Origin of the sequence: Pseudoalteromonas sp. GCY (assembly GCF_016695175.1) — a bacterium.
GTDB lineage: Bacteria > Pseudomonadota > Gammaproteobacteria > Enterobacterales > Alteromonadaceae > Pseudoalteromonas.
The window spans coordinates 446,271-466,015 of record NZ_CP068022.1 but is presented as its reverse complement, the minus strand read 5'-3'; the positions used below and the strand labels follow the sequence as shown (position 1 = coordinate 466,015).

At 43.1% G+C, this 19,745-nt stretch carries 19 protein-coding genes; 14 read left to right on the top strand and 5 right to left on the bottom strand.

Annotated elements, in window-relative coordinates; all coding sequences use genetic code 11:
• Window positions 1-248: 248 nt before the first annotated feature.
• From JJQ94_RS01900 to JJQ94_RS01850, 11 genes are all read left to right on the top strand, one after another.
• Window positions 249-1,607 (top strand): DNA-3-methyladenine glycosylase 2 family protein, encoded by a 1,359-nt coding sequence (locus JJQ94_RS01900; RefSeq protein WP_099030648.1) that lies wholly within the window; start codon window positions 249-251, stop codon window positions 1,605-1,607.
• Window positions 1,604-2,065, top strand: coding sequence for a methylated-DNA--[protein]-cysteine S-methyltransferase (locus tag JJQ94_RS01895; protein ID WP_099030647.1), 462 nt, complete (start codon window positions 1,604-1,606; stop codon window positions 2,063-2,065). The genes JJQ94_RS01900 and JJQ94_RS01895 overlap by 4 nt, the downstream gene beginning before the upstream one ends.
• Window positions 2,066-2,169: 104 nt before the next feature.
• Complete coding sequence (locus JJQ94_RS01890; RefSeq protein ID WP_236596473.1) at window positions 2,170-2,895, top strand: amino acid ABC transporter substrate-binding protein; 726 nt, start codon at window positions 2,170-2,172, stop codon at window positions 2,893-2,895.
• A gap of 56 nt (window positions 2,896-2,951) precedes the next feature.
• Window positions 2,952-3,530: a thymidine kinase gene (locus JJQ94_RS01885; RefSeq protein WP_099030645.1), complete on the top strand. Its 579-nt coding sequence runs from the start codon at window positions 2,952-2,954 to the stop codon at window positions 3,528-3,530.
• A 181-nt stretch (window positions 3,531-3,711) separates the two neighbouring features.
• On the top strand, window positions 3,712-5,109 hold the full coding sequence (locus JJQ94_RS01880) for an ATP-binding protein (RefSeq protein WP_099030644.1): 1,398 nt from the start codon (window positions 3,712-3,714) through the stop codon (window positions 5,107-5,109).
• A 400-nt stretch (window positions 5,110-5,509) separates the two neighbouring features.
• Window positions 5,510-6,766, top strand: a complete 1,257-nt coding sequence (locus JJQ94_RS01875) for an efflux RND transporter periplasmic adaptor subunit (RefSeq protein WP_099030643.1) — start codon at window positions 5,510-5,512, stop codon at window positions 6,764-6,766.
• A gap of 14 nt (window positions 6,767-6,780) precedes the next feature.
• Window positions 6,781-7,503, top strand: a complete 723-nt coding sequence (locus JJQ94_RS01870; protein ID WP_099030642.1) for an ABC transporter ATP-binding protein — start codon at window positions 6,781-6,783, stop codon at window positions 7,501-7,503.
• A 3-nt stretch (window positions 7,504-7,506) separates the two neighbouring features.
• Window positions 7,507-8,820 carry an ABC transporter permease gene (locus JJQ94_RS01865; RefSeq protein ID WP_099030641.1) on the top strand — a complete coding sequence of 438 codons (1,314 nt, stop codon included), beginning with the start codon at window positions 7,507-7,509 and terminating at the stop codon, window positions 8,818-8,820.
• Between the two features lie 18 nt (window positions 8,821-8,838).
• Window positions 8,839-10,041, top strand: a complete 1,203-nt coding sequence (locus JJQ94_RS01860) for an ABC transporter permease (RefSeq protein WP_099030640.1) — start codon at window positions 8,839-8,841, stop codon at window positions 10,039-10,041.
• A gap of 107 nt (window positions 10,042-10,148) precedes the next feature.
• Window positions 10,149-11,489: a sigma-54-dependent transcriptional regulator gene (locus JJQ94_RS01855; protein ID WP_099030639.1), complete on the top strand. Its 1,341-nt coding sequence runs from the start codon at window positions 10,149-10,151 to the stop codon at window positions 11,487-11,489.
• A gap of 8 nt (window positions 11,490-11,497) precedes the next feature.
• Entirely contained in the window at window positions 11,498-12,787 is a 1,290-nt protein-coding gene (locus tag JJQ94_RS01850; RefSeq protein ID WP_099030638.1) for a sensor histidine kinase, read from the top strand.
• A 49-nt stretch (window positions 12,788-12,836) separates the two neighbouring features.
• Here the strand turns inward: JJQ94_RS01850 and JJQ94_RS01845 are convergent, their stop codons facing one another.
• The 5 genes from JJQ94_RS01845 to JJQ94_RS01825 all read right to left on the bottom strand — a co-directional run bounded on the left by JJQ94_RS01845 (window position 12,837) and on the right by JJQ94_RS01825 (window position 16,778).
• Window positions 12,837-13,475, bottom strand: coding sequence for a 2OG-Fe(II) oxygenase (locus JJQ94_RS01845; protein WP_099030637.1), 639 nt, complete (start codon window positions 13,473-13,475; stop codon window positions 12,837-12,839).
• Between the two features lie 63 nt (window positions 13,476-13,538).
• A complete protein-coding gene (locus JJQ94_RS01840; RefSeq protein WP_099030636.1) occupies window positions 13,539-14,012 on the bottom strand; it encodes a low molecular weight protein-tyrosine-phosphatase in 474 nt (157 codons plus the stop codon).
• A gap of 128 nt (window positions 14,013-14,140) precedes the next feature.
• On the bottom strand, window positions 14,141-15,310 hold the full coding sequence (gene hmpA, locus JJQ94_RS01835; RefSeq protein ID WP_099030635.1) for an NO-inducible flavohemoprotein: 1,170 nt from the start codon (window positions 15,308-15,310) through the stop codon (window positions 14,141-14,143).
• Between the two features lie 25 nt (window positions 15,311-15,335).
• On the bottom strand, window positions 15,336-16,553 hold the full coding sequence (locus tag JJQ94_RS01830; protein ID WP_099030634.1) for an NnrS family protein: 1,218 nt from the start codon (window positions 16,551-16,553) through the stop codon (window positions 15,336-15,338).
• Window positions 16,554-16,778: a hypothetical protein gene (locus JJQ94_RS01825; protein ID WP_010374807.1), complete on the bottom strand. Its 225-nt coding sequence runs from the start codon at window positions 16,776-16,778 to the stop codon at window positions 16,554-16,556.
• A gap of 161 nt (window positions 16,779-16,939) precedes the next feature.
• Between JJQ94_RS01825 and norR the strand changes: the two genes are divergently transcribed.
• The 3 genes from norR to bfr (JJQ94_RS01810) all read left to right on the top strand — a co-directional run bounded on the left by norR (window position 16,940) and on the right by bfr (JJQ94_RS01810) (window position 19,700).
• Window positions 16,940-18,502 carry a nitric oxide reductase transcriptional regulator NorR gene (gene norR, locus JJQ94_RS01820; protein WP_099030633.1) on the top strand — a complete coding sequence of 521 codons (1,563 nt, stop codon included), beginning with the start codon at window positions 16,940-16,942 and terminating at the stop codon, window positions 18,500-18,502.
• Between the two features lie 241 nt (window positions 18,503-18,743).
• Window positions 18,744-19,214 (top strand): bacterioferritin, encoded by a 471-nt coding sequence (gene bfr / locus JJQ94_RS01815; protein ID WP_099030632.1) that lies wholly within the window; start codon window positions 18,744-18,746, stop codon window positions 19,212-19,214.
• A gap of 3 nt (window positions 19,215-19,217) precedes the next feature.
• Entirely contained in the window at window positions 19,218-19,700 is a 483-nt protein-coding gene (gene bfr, locus JJQ94_RS01810) for a bacterioferritin (RefSeq protein WP_099030631.1), read from the top strand.
• The last annotated feature ends 45 nt before the right edge of the window (window positions 19,701-19,745 follow it).

Below are 19,745 nucleotides of genomic sequence, written 5' to 3'. Positions count from 1 at the left end.
TCTAGCCAGAGAGTTTTAGGGATAACAAGGCGAATTTACGCATTAATAGCGGGCTATTGGAAGTGAATTCAACGCAGTTAGCGCTAAAACTGGCTGCTAGAAAGGCATTAGTTATCCGAAGCTCAGGTTAGAAAGCCCCTCGTGGGCTTTTTTCATGAGTACTCCAAATATGGTTGAGTACCAAAAATGGCTAGTTTGGTGTCGTGATAGCTATTAGACTGAGTGAAAACGAAGTACGAGCTAAAGTCATGTATACACCAGAGGTTTGTTCTCAGGCTAGAAATAGCCGCGATGCTAGATTTGATGGGTTGTTTTTTGTTGCGGTAAAGAGCACCGGCATTTATTGTCGGCCAATATGTCCAGCACCTGCTGCAAAAGAAAAGAATGTAGAGTATTTTCAATTTGCCCACAATGCTGCGCAAGCAGGCTTTAGACCTTGTATTCGCTGCCGTCCCGATAGTGCACCTGGTAGTTATGCATGGCTTGGCACGGAAACAACCGCAGTCAGAGCCAAAAAGTTAATCGATGAGGGAGCCTTAATACGTCATTCGACAGAAGACTTAGCCGATAGGTTAGGCATTTCGGTCCGTTACTTAAATAAAGTATTCAATCAATATTTTGGTACCAGCCCCAAACAATATGCACTTTATAAGCAATGTGACTTAGCTAAGCAGCTATTACAGCAAAGTGACCTTCCTGTCACGCAAGTCGCGTTTGCCGCCGGGTTTAACTCATTGCGACGCTTTAATGATGCATTTCAAAAGCTGTATCAGTTATCACCAAGCCAACTCAGGAAAGACGCGGGTAGTGGCTCTGCCATTGCGATTTACTTGTCCTATCGACCACCATACAACTGGGACAAAATGCAGCAGTTTTTAGCAATGAGAATTGTGCCAGGTATCGAGTGGTTAACAGAAAAAAATTATGGGCGAACCGTGACGATAGAAGGTGAAATAGGGCGCTTCACCGCGACTATCGAGCCTGAAAAACATCGCTTTAAAGTGGATGTCGAGCTCTCCGATTTATCCTTGTTAGTTCCGATGATTGCACAGATCAGACGTGTGTTAGATTTAGATGCGGACACCTGTTTTATTGAGTCTCATCTTCATGAAGCCGCGCCTGATTTGCCGCTACAAGAGGGGCTCAGATTACCCGGGATCTGGAGTGAGTTTGAAGCGGGAATGAGAGCTATTTTAGGTCAACAAATCAGTGTTCAAGCGGCGAGAAACTTACTTGCCTTATTGGTTGAAACACTCGGTGAAACGGCTGAAGATGGCATGCGTTACTTCCCCAAACCCAAGGCTATATTAGATAGTGATCTCGCCTTTTTCAAAATGCCGGAGCGACGAAAAGCCGCTATTCAAGCTTTTGCTGAGCAATATGTTGGTTCGGAACATGTTGAACTTGATAACTGGTTAAATATTAAAGGTATAGGTCCTTGGACTGTCGACTATGCAAAAATGCGTGGATTGAGTCACCCAGACATTTACTTAGGCGGTGACTTGGGTGTCAAAAAAGCAATGGAAAAATCCTTAAAAACAATAGATATCGAAAAGTGTGCTCCTTTTCGTTCTTATTTAACTTTTCACCTATGGCAACAATTATGATTGAAACTACATTAGCCTCGCCCACTGGAGAGTGGATAATACAAGCATCCAATGATGGTTTAAGATATGTCGGCTTTTTTCCAAAAACGCGCTGCGAGCAAGGGGAAAATCGGCATACAGAAATGGCAAAAAAACAGCTAACTGAATACTTTGCTGGCAAACGCCAACACTTTGATGTGGTACTTGATGTGGATGGTACACACTTTCAAAAGCAAGTCTGGCAGGTGTTGGCACAAGTACCATTTGGTGAAACGCATAGCTATGGCTGGATAGCTGAGCGCTTAGGTAACAAAAATGCCGTTCGTGCGGTTGGCGCTGCTAACGGCAAAAATCCAATTAGTATCATCGTGCCTTGTCATCGCATTATTGGTGCAAATGGCAAACTAACAGGATATGCTGGCGGACTTGAAGCGAAAGAGTGGTTGTTGCAACACGAGGGAATGAGCTTCAAAAAATAGAGTATACTAGTGGTTAATCGTTGTTATTTCGATTGACCATATGTTTGGAGTGAATGTTGAGACTGCTATTTATTGCTTTTTGCGTTTTTACTTCGTGGGCCAGTATGGCAACAGAGATTCGCTTTTGTTATGAAGATAAACATGCTCCACCCTTTATCCATGGTGCAGGACAAGCTGTGCCATCGGCAAATCCAGGCGTCACCATCCAGATTGTACAACAGCTTGACGAGCACGTAAAAGAGGTGAGCTTCACCTACACTCGAAAGCCATGGAGCCGTTGTTTGCATGAGCTGGAAAATGGCAAAGTTGATGCTGTGGTGGCAAGCCACCGAGCGTCTAGAGAAGGGCAAATGGCGTATCCAAAAAATCCTGATGGCACTATTGCACAGCAATATGCAATTAATCGGATCAGCACTTGTTTACTCAAAAGCAAAACTAATAAAGCAACATTAAATCTGAGCAAAGAAATAGAACTCGCTATTCCTCGTGGCTATGCTATTAGAGAAAGTATGCCCCGGCATTTTTCCATATTCGAAACCGACTCGTTGGAGCATGCTATTGCACTGGTTGAAAATGAGTTACTTGATGCGACCATTGGCCTTTGCCAAATCGGTAATATGCCAATCACATTATCGTCCCCCTTTAACCACTTAGAAGCGGTTTTTCCACCTTTAGAAACGTCGTTTGGTTTTATGGCATTTTCTGAGCAGTTTTATCAGCTGCACCCTGAATTAAGCTGGAAAGTGTGGCGTGCAAGTCAGCTTATTAACCTCGATACTTTATATAGTGAGTATTTGCGTTCACAACCCACCCAAATGGATAAGCAATAGATCTTTTAATCGTTAGCCAGTAAACTAGCGCGAATTTTTATTTCGAAATATCTATTATGGCCCAGCTTTATTTTTACTATTCGGCAATGAATGCCGGTAAATCTACGACTCTATTGCAGTCGGCATTTAACTACCGAGAGCGAGGCATGCGCCCGTTTATTATCACTGCTGCAATTGATAACCGTGCTGGTGTGGGCAAAGTAGCGTCGCGTATCGGCTTAGAAGCTGAGGCGCAAGTTTTTGAAAGCCAAACAGATGTTAAAGCACTGCTGATGTCTGCTCATAGCGAAAGTAAAATTGACTGCGTATTAGTAGATGAGTGTCAGTTTCTAACAAAATCCCAAGTTGCAGAGCTGACGGATATCGTAGATGAGCTGCGGATCCCGGTATTATGCTATGGTCTTAGAACCGATTTTCGTGGTGAACTGTTTGAAGGCTCGCAATATTTGCTGGCATGGGCCGATAAATTGATTGAGTTAAAAACCATCTGTCATTGCGGTCGCAAAGCGAATCGAGTGCTTCGCACCGATGAGCACGGCAAGGCTATTGCGGATGGCGATCAAGTTGTGATTGGTGGTAACGATAGGTATGTTTCTCTTTGTAGAAAACACTATAAGGATGCGCTAAGCGCATAAGCATATTTAAACCTGATGTACCGCAAAGAGCAGATTTTTAACAGTACACATTCTGCTCTATAGTCACTCAGTATTTCTTCCTACCATAGTGCTAAATTTATACGATTTTTTGGCTCGAATAATTTGGTAAACCTGCAGATTTGTACCATCCTTAAGAAATAGGAGTAAGGGTGTCATTTTAATGAATCAGCAACAGCCATTATCTTTCTTAAACGTTTCAGATCCTGATGAACAAAACTTAGATGAGTCTACATCTCCTTGGGTGGTGTTGATTGTTGATGATGAACCTGAAGTGCATGATGTGACTAAACTTGTGTTAACGGCTTATCGGTTTGAATTAAAACCGCTCGAGCTGCTTCATGCCTATAGCAAAAAAGAAGCGATTGATATTTTAAGCAATCGAGATGATGTTGCATTGATCTTGCTTGACGTCATCATGGAAAGTGAAGAAGCGGGTTTAGAATGTGCTCAATACGTACGTGAAGAACTTGGCTATCATAACGTGAGAATAGTACTTCGTACCGGTCAGCCCGGCAGTGTGCCTGAACATGAAGTCATGCTGCGGTATGATATCAACGACTATAAAAATAAAACTGACCTCACCAAATCTCGTCTATTCACTACGTTGACTAGCTCGCTGCGCTCTTACCGAGATTTAAATCGACTTGAGTTGTTGACCGACGAACTAACCAAACTTAACGAAGGGTTGGAAGAAAAGGTCAAGCAGCGCACGCATGAACTTGAATCGTCAAATGAAGCCTTAAGAGAGGCGTATAACCGTATTGCTGAGCAGCAGCAAGCCTTGATCCAATCAGAAAAACTCGCGTCGGTAGGACAGTTTGCTGCGGGTGTAGCCCATGAAATTAACAATCCGCTTGCGTATTTAAAAAGTAACTTAGAGTTTGTACAAAGTTCGTTGGTTAAGTTGTATCGAGCTTGGCAATTTTTGGCAAATAATTCGCAACTCTCTCCTGAATGTGCAAAATCGCTGACTGAATTGGAACAAGAGTATCAGCTAAACTGGGCTTTGAGTGAAAGTGATGATGTGATGGCAGAAATGCACTCGGGACTTGACAGAATTCAACTGATTGTTAAAGAGCTAAGCGTGTTTTTTGAGAGCAATCAAACCCAGTTTCAGCAAGTAGAGTTCTATTCTCAAATTATGGATTCTGTGATGATTAATTTGGAGTTGGATGGGACAAACTTGAGCCTGATTGAATTTGAAAAGGGAGAACGGTTTGAATTGCACTGTGCCCCAGCACTCCTAGAACACAGTATCTACTGCCTCATAAAGAACGCCTTGGAAAGTACGGGTAGAATGCGAAAGGCCATTAAAATCACCACGAAAGTTGAGAGTAAAACGCTCTCTATCGATATCTTCGATTGTGGTGAAGGGATTGCGGATAAGCTGCTACATCGAGTATTTGATCCGTTTTATACCACTAAAGCCTCAGAAAAACACGTGGGACTTGGGTTAACTATCGCATCTAATATCATTAAATCTCACGGGGGTGAACTGACCTTAAAATCTACGATCGGTAAAGGCACCAGAGCGACTATAAATTTGCCACTTATTTGAGTTCCATTCTGTTTAATGCACTCTCCAGCTATTAAATCTGAGCTTAAAGAAATCAGTTAGCTCGTTATCTATCCAATCCTCAAGTTATCTCTTCAGTCGATATATTAAGATGCAGAAATGTGACGACTAACACCTATAGCGCTATAACTTTAGGTGTAGAGTGTCCGATGCGGACACTTTTTCCGTCCGCGGACACATTTTCTCCTCTTTTAAAATCTAATAATTCAATATAATCAACATCTTAAGTTTTGGCACAAAGTTCGCCTCTATTACTGCATACAAACTAATAAAGAAGATACGTTATGTGGTTAAGTACTGCTTTTTTAATTTCACCCTTGATGATGTTGGCTGTAGCAACGGTCGTGGCGGTATTTGACTCGTTAATTCGAGGAGAATCATTATGATTAAAGACACAAGCGGACAAGACGAGGTGCTCCAAACTGGTAAATCCAAAAAGAAGCTTGGTCTTGTAATAGCGGGTGCTGTAATTATTGCAGTGCTTACCGCACAGGTCGTGTTTGGTGGACCCAATGCTAGTAGCTCCGTGGCCAAAGATAGAGTACAAATTGCAGCCGTGACTTCCGGCGAGTTTACCCGTGATATTGCCGCCACAGGTTTTGTCGTTGCTGCAAATGCACCACAAATTTACAGTCCGGAGCAGGGTTATGTCTCTTTACAAGTTAAAGCGGGCGATAGCGTGACTCAAGGTGAAGTGCTGGCCACGGTCAAAAGCCCAACCTTAACTAACCGGCTCCAACAAGAAGAAGCTGAGCTGCAAAGACTGAGTGGTGAGCTTGAAGGGAAGAAGTTGGATGTCAGACGTCAAAATTTGGCGTTAAATCGCTCCTTAGATCTCGCTCGCGTCGAACTATTAGCGGCAGATAGAGAAGACCGACGAGCTCAGTTGTCTATCCAAAAAAACCTCATCAGCCAAATTGATTTAGAAGAAGCGCAAGACGACCTAGCGCGGGCAAAATTAAACTTCAATCATGCAGAGCAAGAAGTTGCGCTAGGCAAAGATACCTTGGCCTTTGAACTTAAATCTGTTGAGAATCAGCTTGAGCGGCAACGTTTAATTGTTGAGGAATTAAAACGTCAAGTTGCAAGCTTAGATGTGATAGCACCCGTTTCAGGCATAGTCGGTAATTTATTAGTTGATCAGAATGCGCTTGTGAACGCCAATCAGGGGTTGATGAAACTCGTTGACCTAAGTGCTTATGAAGCCGAGCTTCAGGTTCCTGAAAGTTATGCGGCAGAGCTTGGACTCGGGATGGCTGTCGAGCTCAGGATTGGCAACCAAAATATTTCTGGCGTGTTATCTGCGATTTCTCCAGAAGTAAATAACCGTGAAGTCACCACTCGAGTACGCTTTTCGGACGAAAACATTGATGGCATTAGACAAAATCAACGTTTGTCTGCTCGGATTTTACTAGAACACAAAGAAAACACCTTAATGGTTAAACGTGGTGCTTTCATGAGTGAAGGTGGGCACATCGCTTACAAGCTAAGTGGTGATATCGCTGAGCGAATTGAGATCACAACCGGTACCTCAAGCATCAGTGAAGTTGAAGTGCTTAACGGCTTAAAGCAAGGCGATCAAATCATCATCAGTAGTTACGACGCATTCGAACGTGCGCCCAGCATCTTATTAAGATAAGAAGGAAAATAATAATGTTAGTTATGAATAATATCGGCAAAGTATACCAAACTGATATGGTGCAAACACACGCACTCAGAGATTTTAACCTGCAAGTAAATGAAGGAGAGTTTATCGCGGTAACTGGCCCTTCAGGCTCAGGTAAAACGACTTTCTTAAATATTGCAGGGATGCTAGAGGGGTACTCTAGTGGCCAATATATGCTAGATGGAATTGATGTTGGTAAGCTTAACGACAACCAAAGAGCTGATCTGCGAAACCAAAAAATCGGTTTTATTTTTCAGGGCTTTAACCTTATCCCAGATTTAAACTTGTACGAAAATGTTGAAGTGCCACTACGCTATCGTGGTATCAAAGCGGCTGAGCGCAAGCGCAGAATTGAAAACTGTCTAGAGCAAGTTGGCCTTGCTGGCCGTGCAAAACATTTGCCACAACAGTTGTCCGGTGGACAGCAGCAACGTGTGGCTATTGCAAGAGCACTTGCTGGTGAGCCACGCTTTTTACTCGCCGATGAGCCAACGGGTAATTTAGACAGTTTAATGGCGCGTCAGGTAATGGAGTTACTAGAACAAATTAACCGTGACGGCGCAACGATAGTTATGGTTACCCATGATCCGGAACTCGCAAGGCGTACACCAAGAAATATCCAAATTGTAGACGGACAGGTTGCGGATTTTACTTTGTATCAAGGTAAAGGTGCGGCTTCACAAGCGTTGAAATCTCAGGTAGGAGCGTAAGTTATGTTTGCGCATTACCTTGATTTAGCTTGGCGTAGCCTAAAAGCCACGCCGCTTGCGACTAGCCTAATGGCGCTGGCCATTGCCATTGGTATTGGCGTCACTATGGTGAGTTTGTCTGTGTATCACATGATGTCCGCCGATCCAATTCCAAGCAAAAGTAGCAAACTCTATGCTGTACAGCTACAAGTGATGGATGAGGGACAAACCTATCATTCAGCTGATGATATTCCCTTTCAGCTGACATTTTTAGATGCGAAAAACCTGTATCAAACGCTAAACATAGACAAAAAAGTCGCGATGTTTAAATCTGGTTTTGCGGTTCATGTAAACAACCCCGAAGTGAGCCCCATGTTGCAAACGACACGGCTAATAACCCGAGAGTTTTTTGCCATGTTTGAGTTGAGTTTTTTGTATGGTGGAGTGTGGAGCCAAAGCCAAGCTGACAATGCTGCACCCGTGGCTGTTATTGATGAAACTATCGCACAAAAATTATTTGGCCGCAGTGATGTCGTGGGAGAAAGTATTTATTTGGCGCAGCGCAGATATCAAGTAGTAGGGGTAACTAAGGAGTGGCAGCCAAACGTCAAAATGTATGACTTAAACAATGGCGCGTTTGCTGATGCCGAGCGTATCTTCATTCCCTTCAGTCACGCGGCAGCTTATGAGATTGATACTTGGGGAAATACGAATGGCTGGAAGAGGGAAGAGATTAACAACTTCACGGACAAAATGAATTCAGAAATGCTTTGGACTCAGTTTTGGGTTGAATTAGAGAATGAAAAAGAACAACAAGCGTTAGAAACACAACTAGATAATTACATCCAAAGCCAACAAGATTTGGGAAGATTTAACCGTAAAACACGAGAATTTTCACTTCGAAATGTCACTGAATGGCTTGAGTACAATAATGTGGTTAGTGAAGATAACAAAGTCATGATTGGTTTAAGTTTTATGTTCCTTGCCGTTTGTTTAGCCAATATTCTTGGATTGTTACTTGCGAAATTTCTTAAACGTGCCCCAGATGTTGGCGTAAGAAGAGCGCTTGGTGCAAGTAAAACGCAAGTGTTTTACCAACACTTGGTCGAAGTGGCGTTGCTTGGTTTTATGGGGGGAGTGATAGGGATAGTTTTTGCTCAGCTTGGCTTATGGGGGATCCGCAAAACTAGCCATGTATACGAAAGTCTTGCAACGATGGATGTCTCTATGCTGTTAGCAGCGCCGAGCATCGCTATTGTGACTTGTATTCTTGCAGGGCTTTACCCAGCTTGGATAGTGTGTAAAACATCACCTGCTATTTATCTAAAAGTGCAATAAGGCAATAAGGAGAGTCCCATGTTGGAATTAAAACCCATTATCAATGCGTTATTGCGCTCTAAAGTCGGTGCCGTACTTGCTATCCTACAACTTGCCTTGACGTTGGCAATTGTCAGCAATTCGCTGTCCATTATTAGTGAGCGCGTCACCTATCTCAATAAGCCAACTGGCTATCCAGAAGAGTCGATAATTACCTTCAGTGTCATGTCGTTTGACGACAAGATAGATGCAAACCAGCAGCTTATAGTTGATGAGAGAATATTAAAAAGTATCCCAGGTGTTATAGAAGCCGTTGGAGTGAGCTCGGTCCCGCTTTCCGGGGGAGGTAGCAATTCGGGATTTAGCTTAACCCCAGAAGACGATGGTAAACATACAAACTCGGGACATTTATACGCCAATGAACAAGTGATTCGTACCTTGGGCGTAAAATTGATAGAAGGTCGTGATTTCACATCTGGTGATGTCTTGATCTCAAGTGAATACGCTAAGCAACCAGACGTTGTTATTGCCAGTAAGGCTTTTACGGACGAGATATTTGGTGAGGGTAAAGGACTGGGCGAAACGATTTACTATGGGGGCGGCCCGTTAAAAGTCGTGGGGATTGTTGAGCGTATGACTAATGCTTGGCCGCGTTTTAAAAATGCTGATCGCTTAATTATTTTTCCCATGGTGAATGCGAATGGATTTCAAGATTTCTTAGTTCGCACTGATCCTAGTTTGCGTGACGAAGTAATGAAAAAAATAGAGTCGGCGATGCTTCAAGAAAATCCTAGTCGTGTGATCACAGGCATTAAAGGGCTTGATGACGTGAAAGGAAAGTACAATTCTAAAGACTTATTGATGCTAAGAATGTTGCTAGTGTTAATCACAGCATTAGTCGTCGTGACGGCGCTGGGAATATTTGGTCTTACTCAGTTTAATATCAGCAAACGTACTAAACAGATTGGTACTCGCAGAGCTTTAGGTGCGCGTAAGTCTGCAATTGTTCGTTACTTTGTGGTAGAAAACCTCATTGTTTGTGCAATTGGCTTAGTACTTGGCACCGTGGCTACGGTTTTCCTAGGACAAAAGCTAATGTCTTTGTATTCAGTGCCGCCGCTAGAAGTAAGCTATATTTTGATAACGGCGCTCGGGCTTATCGTGCTCTGTATCGCGTCAGTTATTTTTCCTGCTAAAAAGGCGGCGAACATTTCACCGAGTATCGCGACAAGAAGTGTATAACCCTTATGCTAACTAGGTTGTGTGAGCAACCTGGTTGGTATTACTTTAACTTGCGTTGTATTAGTTGTGCTAGTATAGGTAACACGTAATAACAAGAATAAAATCATATGGATAAAATCTTAATTGTGGATGATAACCCCGCAGTGCTTGATGCACTGTCATTGTTACTAGAGCTGCATGATTATCAAGTGGTTACTGCGTGCTCACCGTTAGAAGCAATTAAAGTGGTGTCGTTTCAGCAAATTGCACTAGTTATCCAAGATATGAACTTTAGTGCAGACACCACCTCAGGAGAGGAGGGGGCAGCGCTATTTCACCAATTGAAAGCATTAAATGCAAAACTCCCTATTATCTTATTAACGGCTTGGACTGAGCTCACCACGGCGGTTGAGCTGGTAAAAGCTGGAGCGGCAGACTATCTAGCTAAGCCGTGGGATGATCAAAAGTTACTCACCACGATTGCAAACCTCGTAGCGCTTGGCGAGGCACACAAGCAAGTTGCAAACTTTGAACGGGCTGAACAAGAACGCCAACAGTTTAATCAAGGTGCGGATTTATGCGGATTTGTATATAAGTCGGTGGCCATGCAGCGAGTTATAGATATGGCGCTGCAAGTCGCCAAATCTGATGTGTCAGTGTTAATAACCGGTCCAAATGGTAGCGGTAAAGAAAAAATTGCGGAGATCATTCAAGCGAACTCACCACTAAAAAACCAACCCTTTGTAAAAGTGAATGCGGGCGCGCTCCCAAGTGACTTAATCGAAGCTGAGTTATTTGGCGCTGAGAGCGGTGCTTATACCGGTGCGAATAAGCAGCGTATTGGTCGCTTTGAAGCCGCTGATAAAGGCACGTTATTTTTGGATGAGATTGGTAATTTACCTCTCCCAGGGCAAACAAAATTGCTACGTGTTTTGCAAAGTGGTGAGTTTGAGAGGTTGGGTTCAGTCGAGACAAAAAAAGTATCGGTTCGTGTCATCTCAGCAACGAACGCGGATCTGCTAGCGGATATTCGAGGGGGAAAATTCCGTGAGGATCTATATTATCGCTTAAATGTCATCGAGCTAAACTTACCCGCGTTGTCACAGCGAGTGGATGATATTTTACCTTTGGTCGCGCACTTTTTACCAGCAAGAGGGCTTACTTCGGATGCCCAGCAAGCATTATGTGAACACCCTTGGCCTGGTAACGTACGAGAGCTTGAAAATGCCTGTAAACGGGCAGCGGTATTGAATCCTGATGGCGAGCTCAGTGCGAAGGATTTTGGTCTTGATGTGCAGGCAAATACAGCACAAGTTAGCGCCTCGCAAACCATACGAGAACCCAGTAGAGAAGAATTGGAGCAGGCGCTCAAGACTCATCTTGGCGTGATTGCGAAAGTGGCGCGACATTTTAACATGAGTAGACAAGCGCTTTATCGTCGATTGCAAAAGTTTGGCATTGAATATTAAGGACAATAATGACGACCTCGCAGCAACATGCATTGATCATTGCCATCAGTATTATTATTGGCCTTATTCCTTTATGGTTCTTACTCGATGACCACCGCGGTTTCATTGCAATAGTACTGGGCTCCGTCAGTGTTTCACTAGTGCTGTATAAACTATTAATGCGTGAAAATAAAGCGGGGTGGGAGGCGTTAGAAGTCGGCTTGATGAACTTTAAGGATGGCGAATTTTCTACGTCCATTACCTATAACGCTAACAATGAACTTGGTAGACTGTGTCAGTTATTCAATGAAACAGCAAAGCAGTTGAGAGATGAAAAACAATGGATTTATCAGCGTGAGCTGATGCTAGATAAAGTGCTTGAGTCGTCACCTCAGGTACTTGTCCTCGTCGACTCACAAGGTGTGGTGGTATTTGCCAACAATAGTGCAAAAACGTTTTTTAACTGTGAGCATCGCCTTGAAGGTGAGCGTTTTAGTAAGTTGTTATCCAAAGTCCCTGGTGAACTTCAGCAAGCTGCAAGCAACCAACTTGATGGCTTGTTCTCAATACAAAATAGCAGTGGTGAGTCGCAAATGTGGCATCTCGCCAACGGTGAGTTATTACTCAACAACCACTTTCACAAATTATATATTTTTAAGCAATTCACTCGAGAGTTGAGCCGCCAAGAAGTGCAAGTTTGGAAGAAAGTGATCCGCATCATTAGCCATGAGTTAAACAACTCGTTAGGGCCTATTTCATCTATGCTGCACAGCGGACAGATCTTGGCTGAACGCGTGGATGAACCTAGGCTAAGTCGAGTATTTGCGACGATAGAAGAGCGTATTGTGCACCTTAGCGAGTTTGTTCAGGGTTATGGTAAGTTCGCCAAACTTCCTCAGCCAAACATTGAACCTGTGGATTTGCAGGTTTTGTGTGAGCGGCTGCAAAGCCATTGGTCATTTCAATATCAGCTTAATCAAATGCAATTACAGGCAGACACGACACAGTTAGAACAGTTACTTATTAATTTGATAAAGAATGCGACCGAGTCTGGCTCTGAGATAGAGGAAATTTGTGTTCAATCTGAGCAGCGCAACGACGAAGCTTATATTTGGGTGCTCGATAGAGGCGAAGGCATGAGTGACACAGTGATGGCGAACGCCTTAATTCCATTTTACTCTACCAAAGCTTCAGGAACAGGGCTTGGTTTAGCGCTGTGCAGAGAAATTGTTGAAGCACACAACGGCCAGATCAGCCTCTATAATCGCGAAGGTAAAGGTTTGTGCGTCGAAATTCTGTTACCGAACAAATTACCCTGAATTTAGTTAGCGAAACTCAGGATAATAAACTTAAGGCTGAGCTCATCAATTATTTTGGTGGATCAATCGAATGGTTAATGCTGGTATTAACCCTAAACCACCCTGCAATTGAATAGCGCTTTTCGTTGGCAACCAGTACTTCATGAGGAAATTCATCACTTAAAAAGGTAACTAGTGTGCCGTAACTTGGCAGTACCGTTGTGAGTATCTCATCGTGATTATCGGGATTGTAAACGACAAGTTCGCCGCCATTGTCTGACGTCCAAGACTGGTTTAAGTACAATACCGTGGTCAAAATTCGGTTGGTCTTTCCCTTAAAGGCGTCCATATGCTTTTTGTAAAACGCCCCAGGAGGGTAAATGGCAAAGTGGCTTTCATAACTAAAGAGTCCCATAAATAGCCGTCTGTTTAAGTAGGTCTTTAGCTCGCCCATGTAGTTGAGCCAAACAGATTCAAACTCATTGCTGGTATCTAACCAGTGAATTTTATCTCTGCGAATTTTCTTATTTTGCTCGTGAGAGGCTAAACGACCAATTCCAGCTTGCTTGAAGTCGTCACTGCTGAGCTCTGCTATTCTCAATTCTAACTTGGATAAAATGTCGGGACTGACGAAATTTGGCAAAATACTAATGCCTGTGGTTTGTAAGTCCTGAGCTAATTTCTCGAACGGAAATTCTAAATCTAACAATAGCGCTGCCTCTGAAAAAGGTCTTTTTACCGCTTTGTTTGGTACCGATCCAGCGAGTTAATTTCACCTTGTCGATAAGCGAATTTTGTTAATGATGTTTTCGCTGGCGGCTTCGATTAAATCAAGTACATATTCAAAGCCATGTTCACCACCATAATAAGGATCAGGCACTTCATGCTCACTCATGTCACCAAACGCTAAAAACAGCTGAACTTTATGCGCCAAGCCGTTAGGACAAATGGAGAGTAGATCGCGGTAATTTGAGTTGTCTGCACATAAAAGTAAGTCGTAATCTTCAAAATCGCTGGGTTTTACTTGCTGCGCTGATATGCCTGAAAAGTCATATCCTCTTGCGCTTCCAGCTGCGACACTTCGTGAGTCCGGTGGGTTGCCTTGATGATAGCCAATGGTGCCTGCGGAATCGATACGGGTTGTTAACTCTGTTGCTGCGAGCTTATGCTTTAATACCGCCTCCATAGTTGGAGAGCGGCAGATATTGCCCATGCAGACGACTAAGATACTAGAAATTGCGCTCATATTGTTGTCCTTCAAGTACGCTTTTATACCAATAGTATTCATTCTCCAAGTCTACCGATTTTTTAATTCAGAGCAAAATATAAGGCGCCAGCTAATACCAATAGTATTAGGACGCCAAATTTAAATCGTTAGTTTGGAAGATTTTCGTGAGGACCGAATACCTCATAGAATATTTGCTCGGCTTTTACACCGGCATTCATCAGTTGGGTTTTGATAAAGCGCATAAAGGCAACCGGGCCGCATAGGTAGAACTCTCCGTCTGTGAGAGGCAAAGTATCTTTGATTGTGTTGATATCCATCAGTCCGGAATGTGCACCGTCGGCTTCTGATTCCAACCAAGTAACCACATTAAAATCTCGGATATTGCTACCAAGCTCATTGATTTCTTGATTGAAACCCAAGTCACGGTGGGTTTTATTCGCATGTAAAAAATGTGCTTCGACTTCAGGTGAATGTTGGCTATGAACACCAAGCATGCAAAGCATAGGGGTTATTCCAACCCCTGCGCTAATGTATACCTTCGGACTGGCTGTGTGTTGTCTGACAAAGTCTCCAGCGGGGGGAGTGAGCTTGAGGGTGTCGCCCGCCCTAAGCGTATGAAGGTATTGCGATACAGCACCGTCGTGTTTAGTGGAGATCCTAAGGTACGAACCATTGGGCGCAACAGACAAAGAGTATTGGCGGATCTGCTGAAGCCCTGCCACTTCTTTTGGTATAAAAATAGAAACAAATTGCCCTGCTTGGTAATGAGGTAGGGCTTTACCATCGACTGGTTTGAGATAAAAGCTTTTAATATTTTCAGTATTGCTTGTTACCTTTTCAATTTTAAATGCACGAGTTCCTTGCCACCCACCTTGCTGCTCAAGTGCGGTTTGATACAGGCCATGCTCTGCGGTGATAAATAAATCGGCTAAAAACTGGTAGGCACTAATCCAAGCTTGCTCTATTTCATCAGTGAATTGATCGCTGAACTCGGCTTTGAGCGTTGCAATTAAATGCCGGCCAACAATAGCGTATTGCTCAGGTAAAATCCCAAGGCTAACGTGTTTATGGTTGATACGTAAAATGGCGTCACTGAGTACTTCTGGTTGATCGATGTAATTGGCATAGGCCGCTAATGCTGCAAATAGTGCCAACGGCTGTTTTCCCGAAGCCTGATGGGACTGGTTGAATACCCCTTTTAGCTCAGGGTGTTGATTGAACATGTTATGATAAAACTTGGCAGTGATCTCGGGACCGACCTGAGCCAATAGCGGTGCACTTTGTTTTACCAACTCAATCGTATTGTGTGTAAGCATTAATATCTCCAGTTTGAGAGTAGAGTTAACCCATTCGCCCATCGACGCGTTTTTGTATCAGCATGGGCGCGAAGGTAATGAAAAAAAGCATAAAACCAAAAACCCAAGCCACGGCACTTAACAGCCATGCATTGTGCGGGTTTATAAAATGAATAAGGAAGGCGCGGATAAGACCTGATACCGCGATACAGATAAATGCCAGTGTAGTTGTCTTGCCTACCTGTAATAGTCGACCAGTGTGGCCCAAGGTAACGCGAGTCATCATAGCTAAGATCATTAATCCCATGCCATTAATTGCCACTAAGTGAAGATGGCTGCGCAAATGCTCTGGTGCAAAGGTGTTGTTGTATGCGCTAAGTATTAAACCCACTGCGATTGCACAATATGAAAGATATAATGACCAAAGCAGTGGTACGTTAAATAATTTACTGTTAAACCAATAAATTGCTCTTATCGAATGCAGTAGCCCAAGGAGCAGAAGTGCAGCACTTAAATAGTGAGTATTTTGTATCGTAAACTGCAGGATATAGGTGAAAACGCAGATGATGGCGAGATAAAAGATCGTCCTATCTAACCTTGGAGTATGTGGTTTTTGTGCTTGCTGCAATCCTCGGGCAATAAAAAAGGGAATAACTCGGCCACCCACTACACCAATCAATAACATGTAAGCAATAAGCGTTGCTTGGCTTATAGCGCTTAGCAATAAGAAGTATTGGTTGTGAAGTAAAATCAAAAATACGATGTTGCAGCCACACAACATACTTACAGCGAAAATAAAAACACGATTGTTTTTGGATTTTGCATCAACAATTACGGTCGTTAAATTGAATAGTACAATGAGCCAAAAACTCAGTTGTAGTAGCAAGGTGATGATGATTGATGAATTTGCCACAAAAAAGCTCAGCCTAGCGGCACACCAAATAATACAGAGTGACAGCAGTGCGCCACCATGTAATGTCTGTCTTTGCGTCCAATTTTTTGCTGCGGTTAGCAAAAATCCGGCGACGACAGCACCGCCAAAGCCAAACAGCATCTCGTGGGCGTGCCAATAGGTCGCTGGGTAATCATTACCCCAAACAACATTGCCATTGAGCAATAAAGCCCACACAGAAATACTCACGACAGCGAATAAGCCCGCGAGTAAAAATAGTGCTCTAAAGCCGAGCATCAACACGGGCCAAGTAGATGGTGTATACCAACACACTGCTTTTGGACTGGGCTCTTCTAGCTGGATTAAGCTCATTTATTTAACCTCCAAACCTAGGTGGTATAGACAAACAAGGCGGATGACGTAGGCAAGCTTAATCAAGGCAGCCAATACGATAGTACTAATATGTGCTGCAATTTGTGAGAAGAGGCTGAAGCTTTCAACGCTAAAAAAACTCACTTGCAGTGACAGCATAAACGCTGCGAGAGAAGTGAAAATGGCGATGTTGCTATATCTTAAAAGCTGGTATGCGCGGCTCATCGTTAGCTCTGCGAATGTTGATACATAGACTGCACATTGCAGGTGTCACGCCAACTTTAAAATATTATATAAATCATAGTATTAGTATTCTATTATTGATGTTTGAGTCAAATTGACCTATCTTAAATAGTGTTTATTTGAATAAGTTGAGTCTTTTTGACATGAATTCGTTAGCGCTCTCCAAATTGCTTGAGCTTAGTATGTCGTTGTCACGACTTTCGTTAGCGCAAGAGGGTCGTGAGGTTAAGCAATACGCTAACTCCTTGCTATCAGCATTGAGTCAATCGGTTACCGCTGATGCCATCGCCATTCTTTATGGCGATCAGCATGCATTAACGATTCTAGCTTGTAATGGGCTGAGTGCGGACGCTGTTGGGCGGCAATTTTTGCTTACAGAGCAACCTAGATTGATGTCCATTTTCGAGTCTGACGAACTAGTTAGTTTTCCTGCCAATAGCGACTTACCCGACCCTTACGATGGTCTGTTGCTCGCCGAAGAAAGTCGCTTACCAGTGCATGCCTGCATGGGGTTTAAGGTCGCACTGCAAAGTAGCGTCTTATTGGTGACGTTTGATTGTCTTAAACCTGATAGCTTTGAGCATTTGTCTGAGGTTTATATGAAAACCCTACAAGCAATTGTCTCAAGTAGTGCGTTACGTATGTTTGAGGCTAAGCACCTCTATGAGCAAGCACGTTCATCTATACATACCCAATCCCAAAAGTCCGTTAAAAGGCAAATCTTGGTAGGAGAGAGCGCTGTGATACACTCACTTAAATCAGAAATTGAACTGGTTGCTGGTTCTGAATTTAATGTGCTTATTCAGGGTGATACGGGAACGGGTAAAGAGTTGGTAGCAAAACACGTTCACTTTAACTCCCGACGAAATGACAAACCGTTTGTACAAATTAACTGTGCGGCGCTTCCTGACTCGATAGCAGAAAGTGAACTCTTTGGTCACAAAAAAGGGGCGTTTACTGGGGCCGATAAAGACCGATTAGGCAAATTTGCAGCCGCGGACGGAGGCACGCTGTTTTTGGATGAAGTTGGCGAACTGAGTCTGACTTTACAGAGCAAACTATTACGTGTGCTGCAAAGCGGTGAGGTGCAAGCGGTAGGTGCTGACCGCATTCATATTGTTGATGTTAGAGTGGTTGCTGCCACTAATCGTGATTTAAAAGAAGAGGTGAAACGCGGAAAATTTAGGGCTGATCTTTATCATCGCTTGAGTGTGTATCCTTTATTTGTTCCTCCACTGACCGAAAGGCTAGATGACATCCCGCTGCTTGTTGGGTTCTTTTTAGAGCAGCTAAGAGGCACGCTCAACGTAAAACAAGTGGTGATGGATAGGCAAGCACTTAGCCGGTTAATGCATTACGACTGGCCGGGTAATGTTAGAGAGCTTGAACATTGTGTCAGTCGTGCAGCGTTAAAAGCCAAGCATCAACAGTGGCAGGCTAATATCATCGAGATCCATGACATAGATATCGTGCCAAAACACAATCAACAAATTCATCAGGCTGAACGCCTTACCACGAAAAAGAAAGCACATCCTGTCGCCATGAAATTTGCCGTTGAGCTACTACAAAAAGACATGATCGTTAACGCGATGGAACGTCATGGGTTTAATTGGTCGGCAGCTGCGAGAGAGCTGGAAATGGATAGAGCTAATTTGGTTCGACTAGCAAAACGTTTAGGGTTAGATGTTAAAAAGCAGATGAGTTGAGTAACCAGAGCTGCTTTTATGAGTTTCAATAACTTAGCATGTTTCTTATTCTGAGTTCTGATTGAATACAACCTGTTCAAAAAATGAAATCCTAAATGTAATGAAAATTGTTATTAATACTCTTATAAGTTGTTTATTTTAAAAGGGTATATTAAGAAAACTGTTATTTTTATTTAATCTTGCGAAGAATAAATATTGAACTAGGGTTATAGGGCGTCACTCGACATTATTAGGGGGCCCTATGCAGGGTAATAAGCAAGTAATAACAGCGCTAAATCAAGTGCTTACGCTAGAGTTAACATCGATAAACCAGTTTTTTCTACACGCAAGAATGTACAAAAATTGGGGCTTGGAAGAGCTGAACGAGAAAGCGTATAAAAAATCTATCAAGGACATGAAACAAGCTGATGATCTTATCGAGCGCATATTATTCCTTGAAGGGTTACCAAACCTCCAGCATTTAGAAAAGTTACGAATAGGTGAGCATACTGAAGAAATGATGGCGTGCGACTTAGCGTTTGAACTCGATCAGCTTCCAACACTGCGCGATGCAATTGCGCTGTGTGAACACGAACAGGATTATGTTAGTCGAGAGCTACTTGAAAATATTCTTGAATATGAAGAGCGCTATGTCGATTGGCTCGAAACGCAGCACTTCTTAATCAAAAATACCGGTATTGAAAACTATCTGCAATCGCAGATTGAGGGGTAAGTTATGCAAGGCCATTCTACCGTTATCGACTTACTAAACAAACAACTTACGCTTGAGCTTTCTTCCATGGATCAATATTTGGCTCATGCCAAAATGTATGAAGATTGGGGACTTGAGAAGCTACACCATAAGTTATCTCACGAATACGAAGAAGAACTTGATCACGCAAAACGTATCACCGAGCGCATTTTGTTTTTGGAAGGCACGCCGGATACCGCTACTCGTGCGCCAATTCACGTCGGTGCTGACGTAAAAGAAATGCTAGAAAATGACTTGGCAGCGGAAATTCAGGTAAAAGATCATTTGAAAAAGGTGATAGCAGTGTGTGAGCAAGTGCAAGATTATGTTACGCGCGAAATGCTTGAAACCCTGTTAGATGACACCGAAATGGATCACATTTATTGGCTTGAACAGCATATCAATTTAATCAAACTAATTGGTTTACCAAACTACATTCAGAGCCAACTTGCTAATAGCCCTGAATGATCCCAACCACCGCGCCTACCTTTTGGGTGCGGTTTCTTTGTGCGC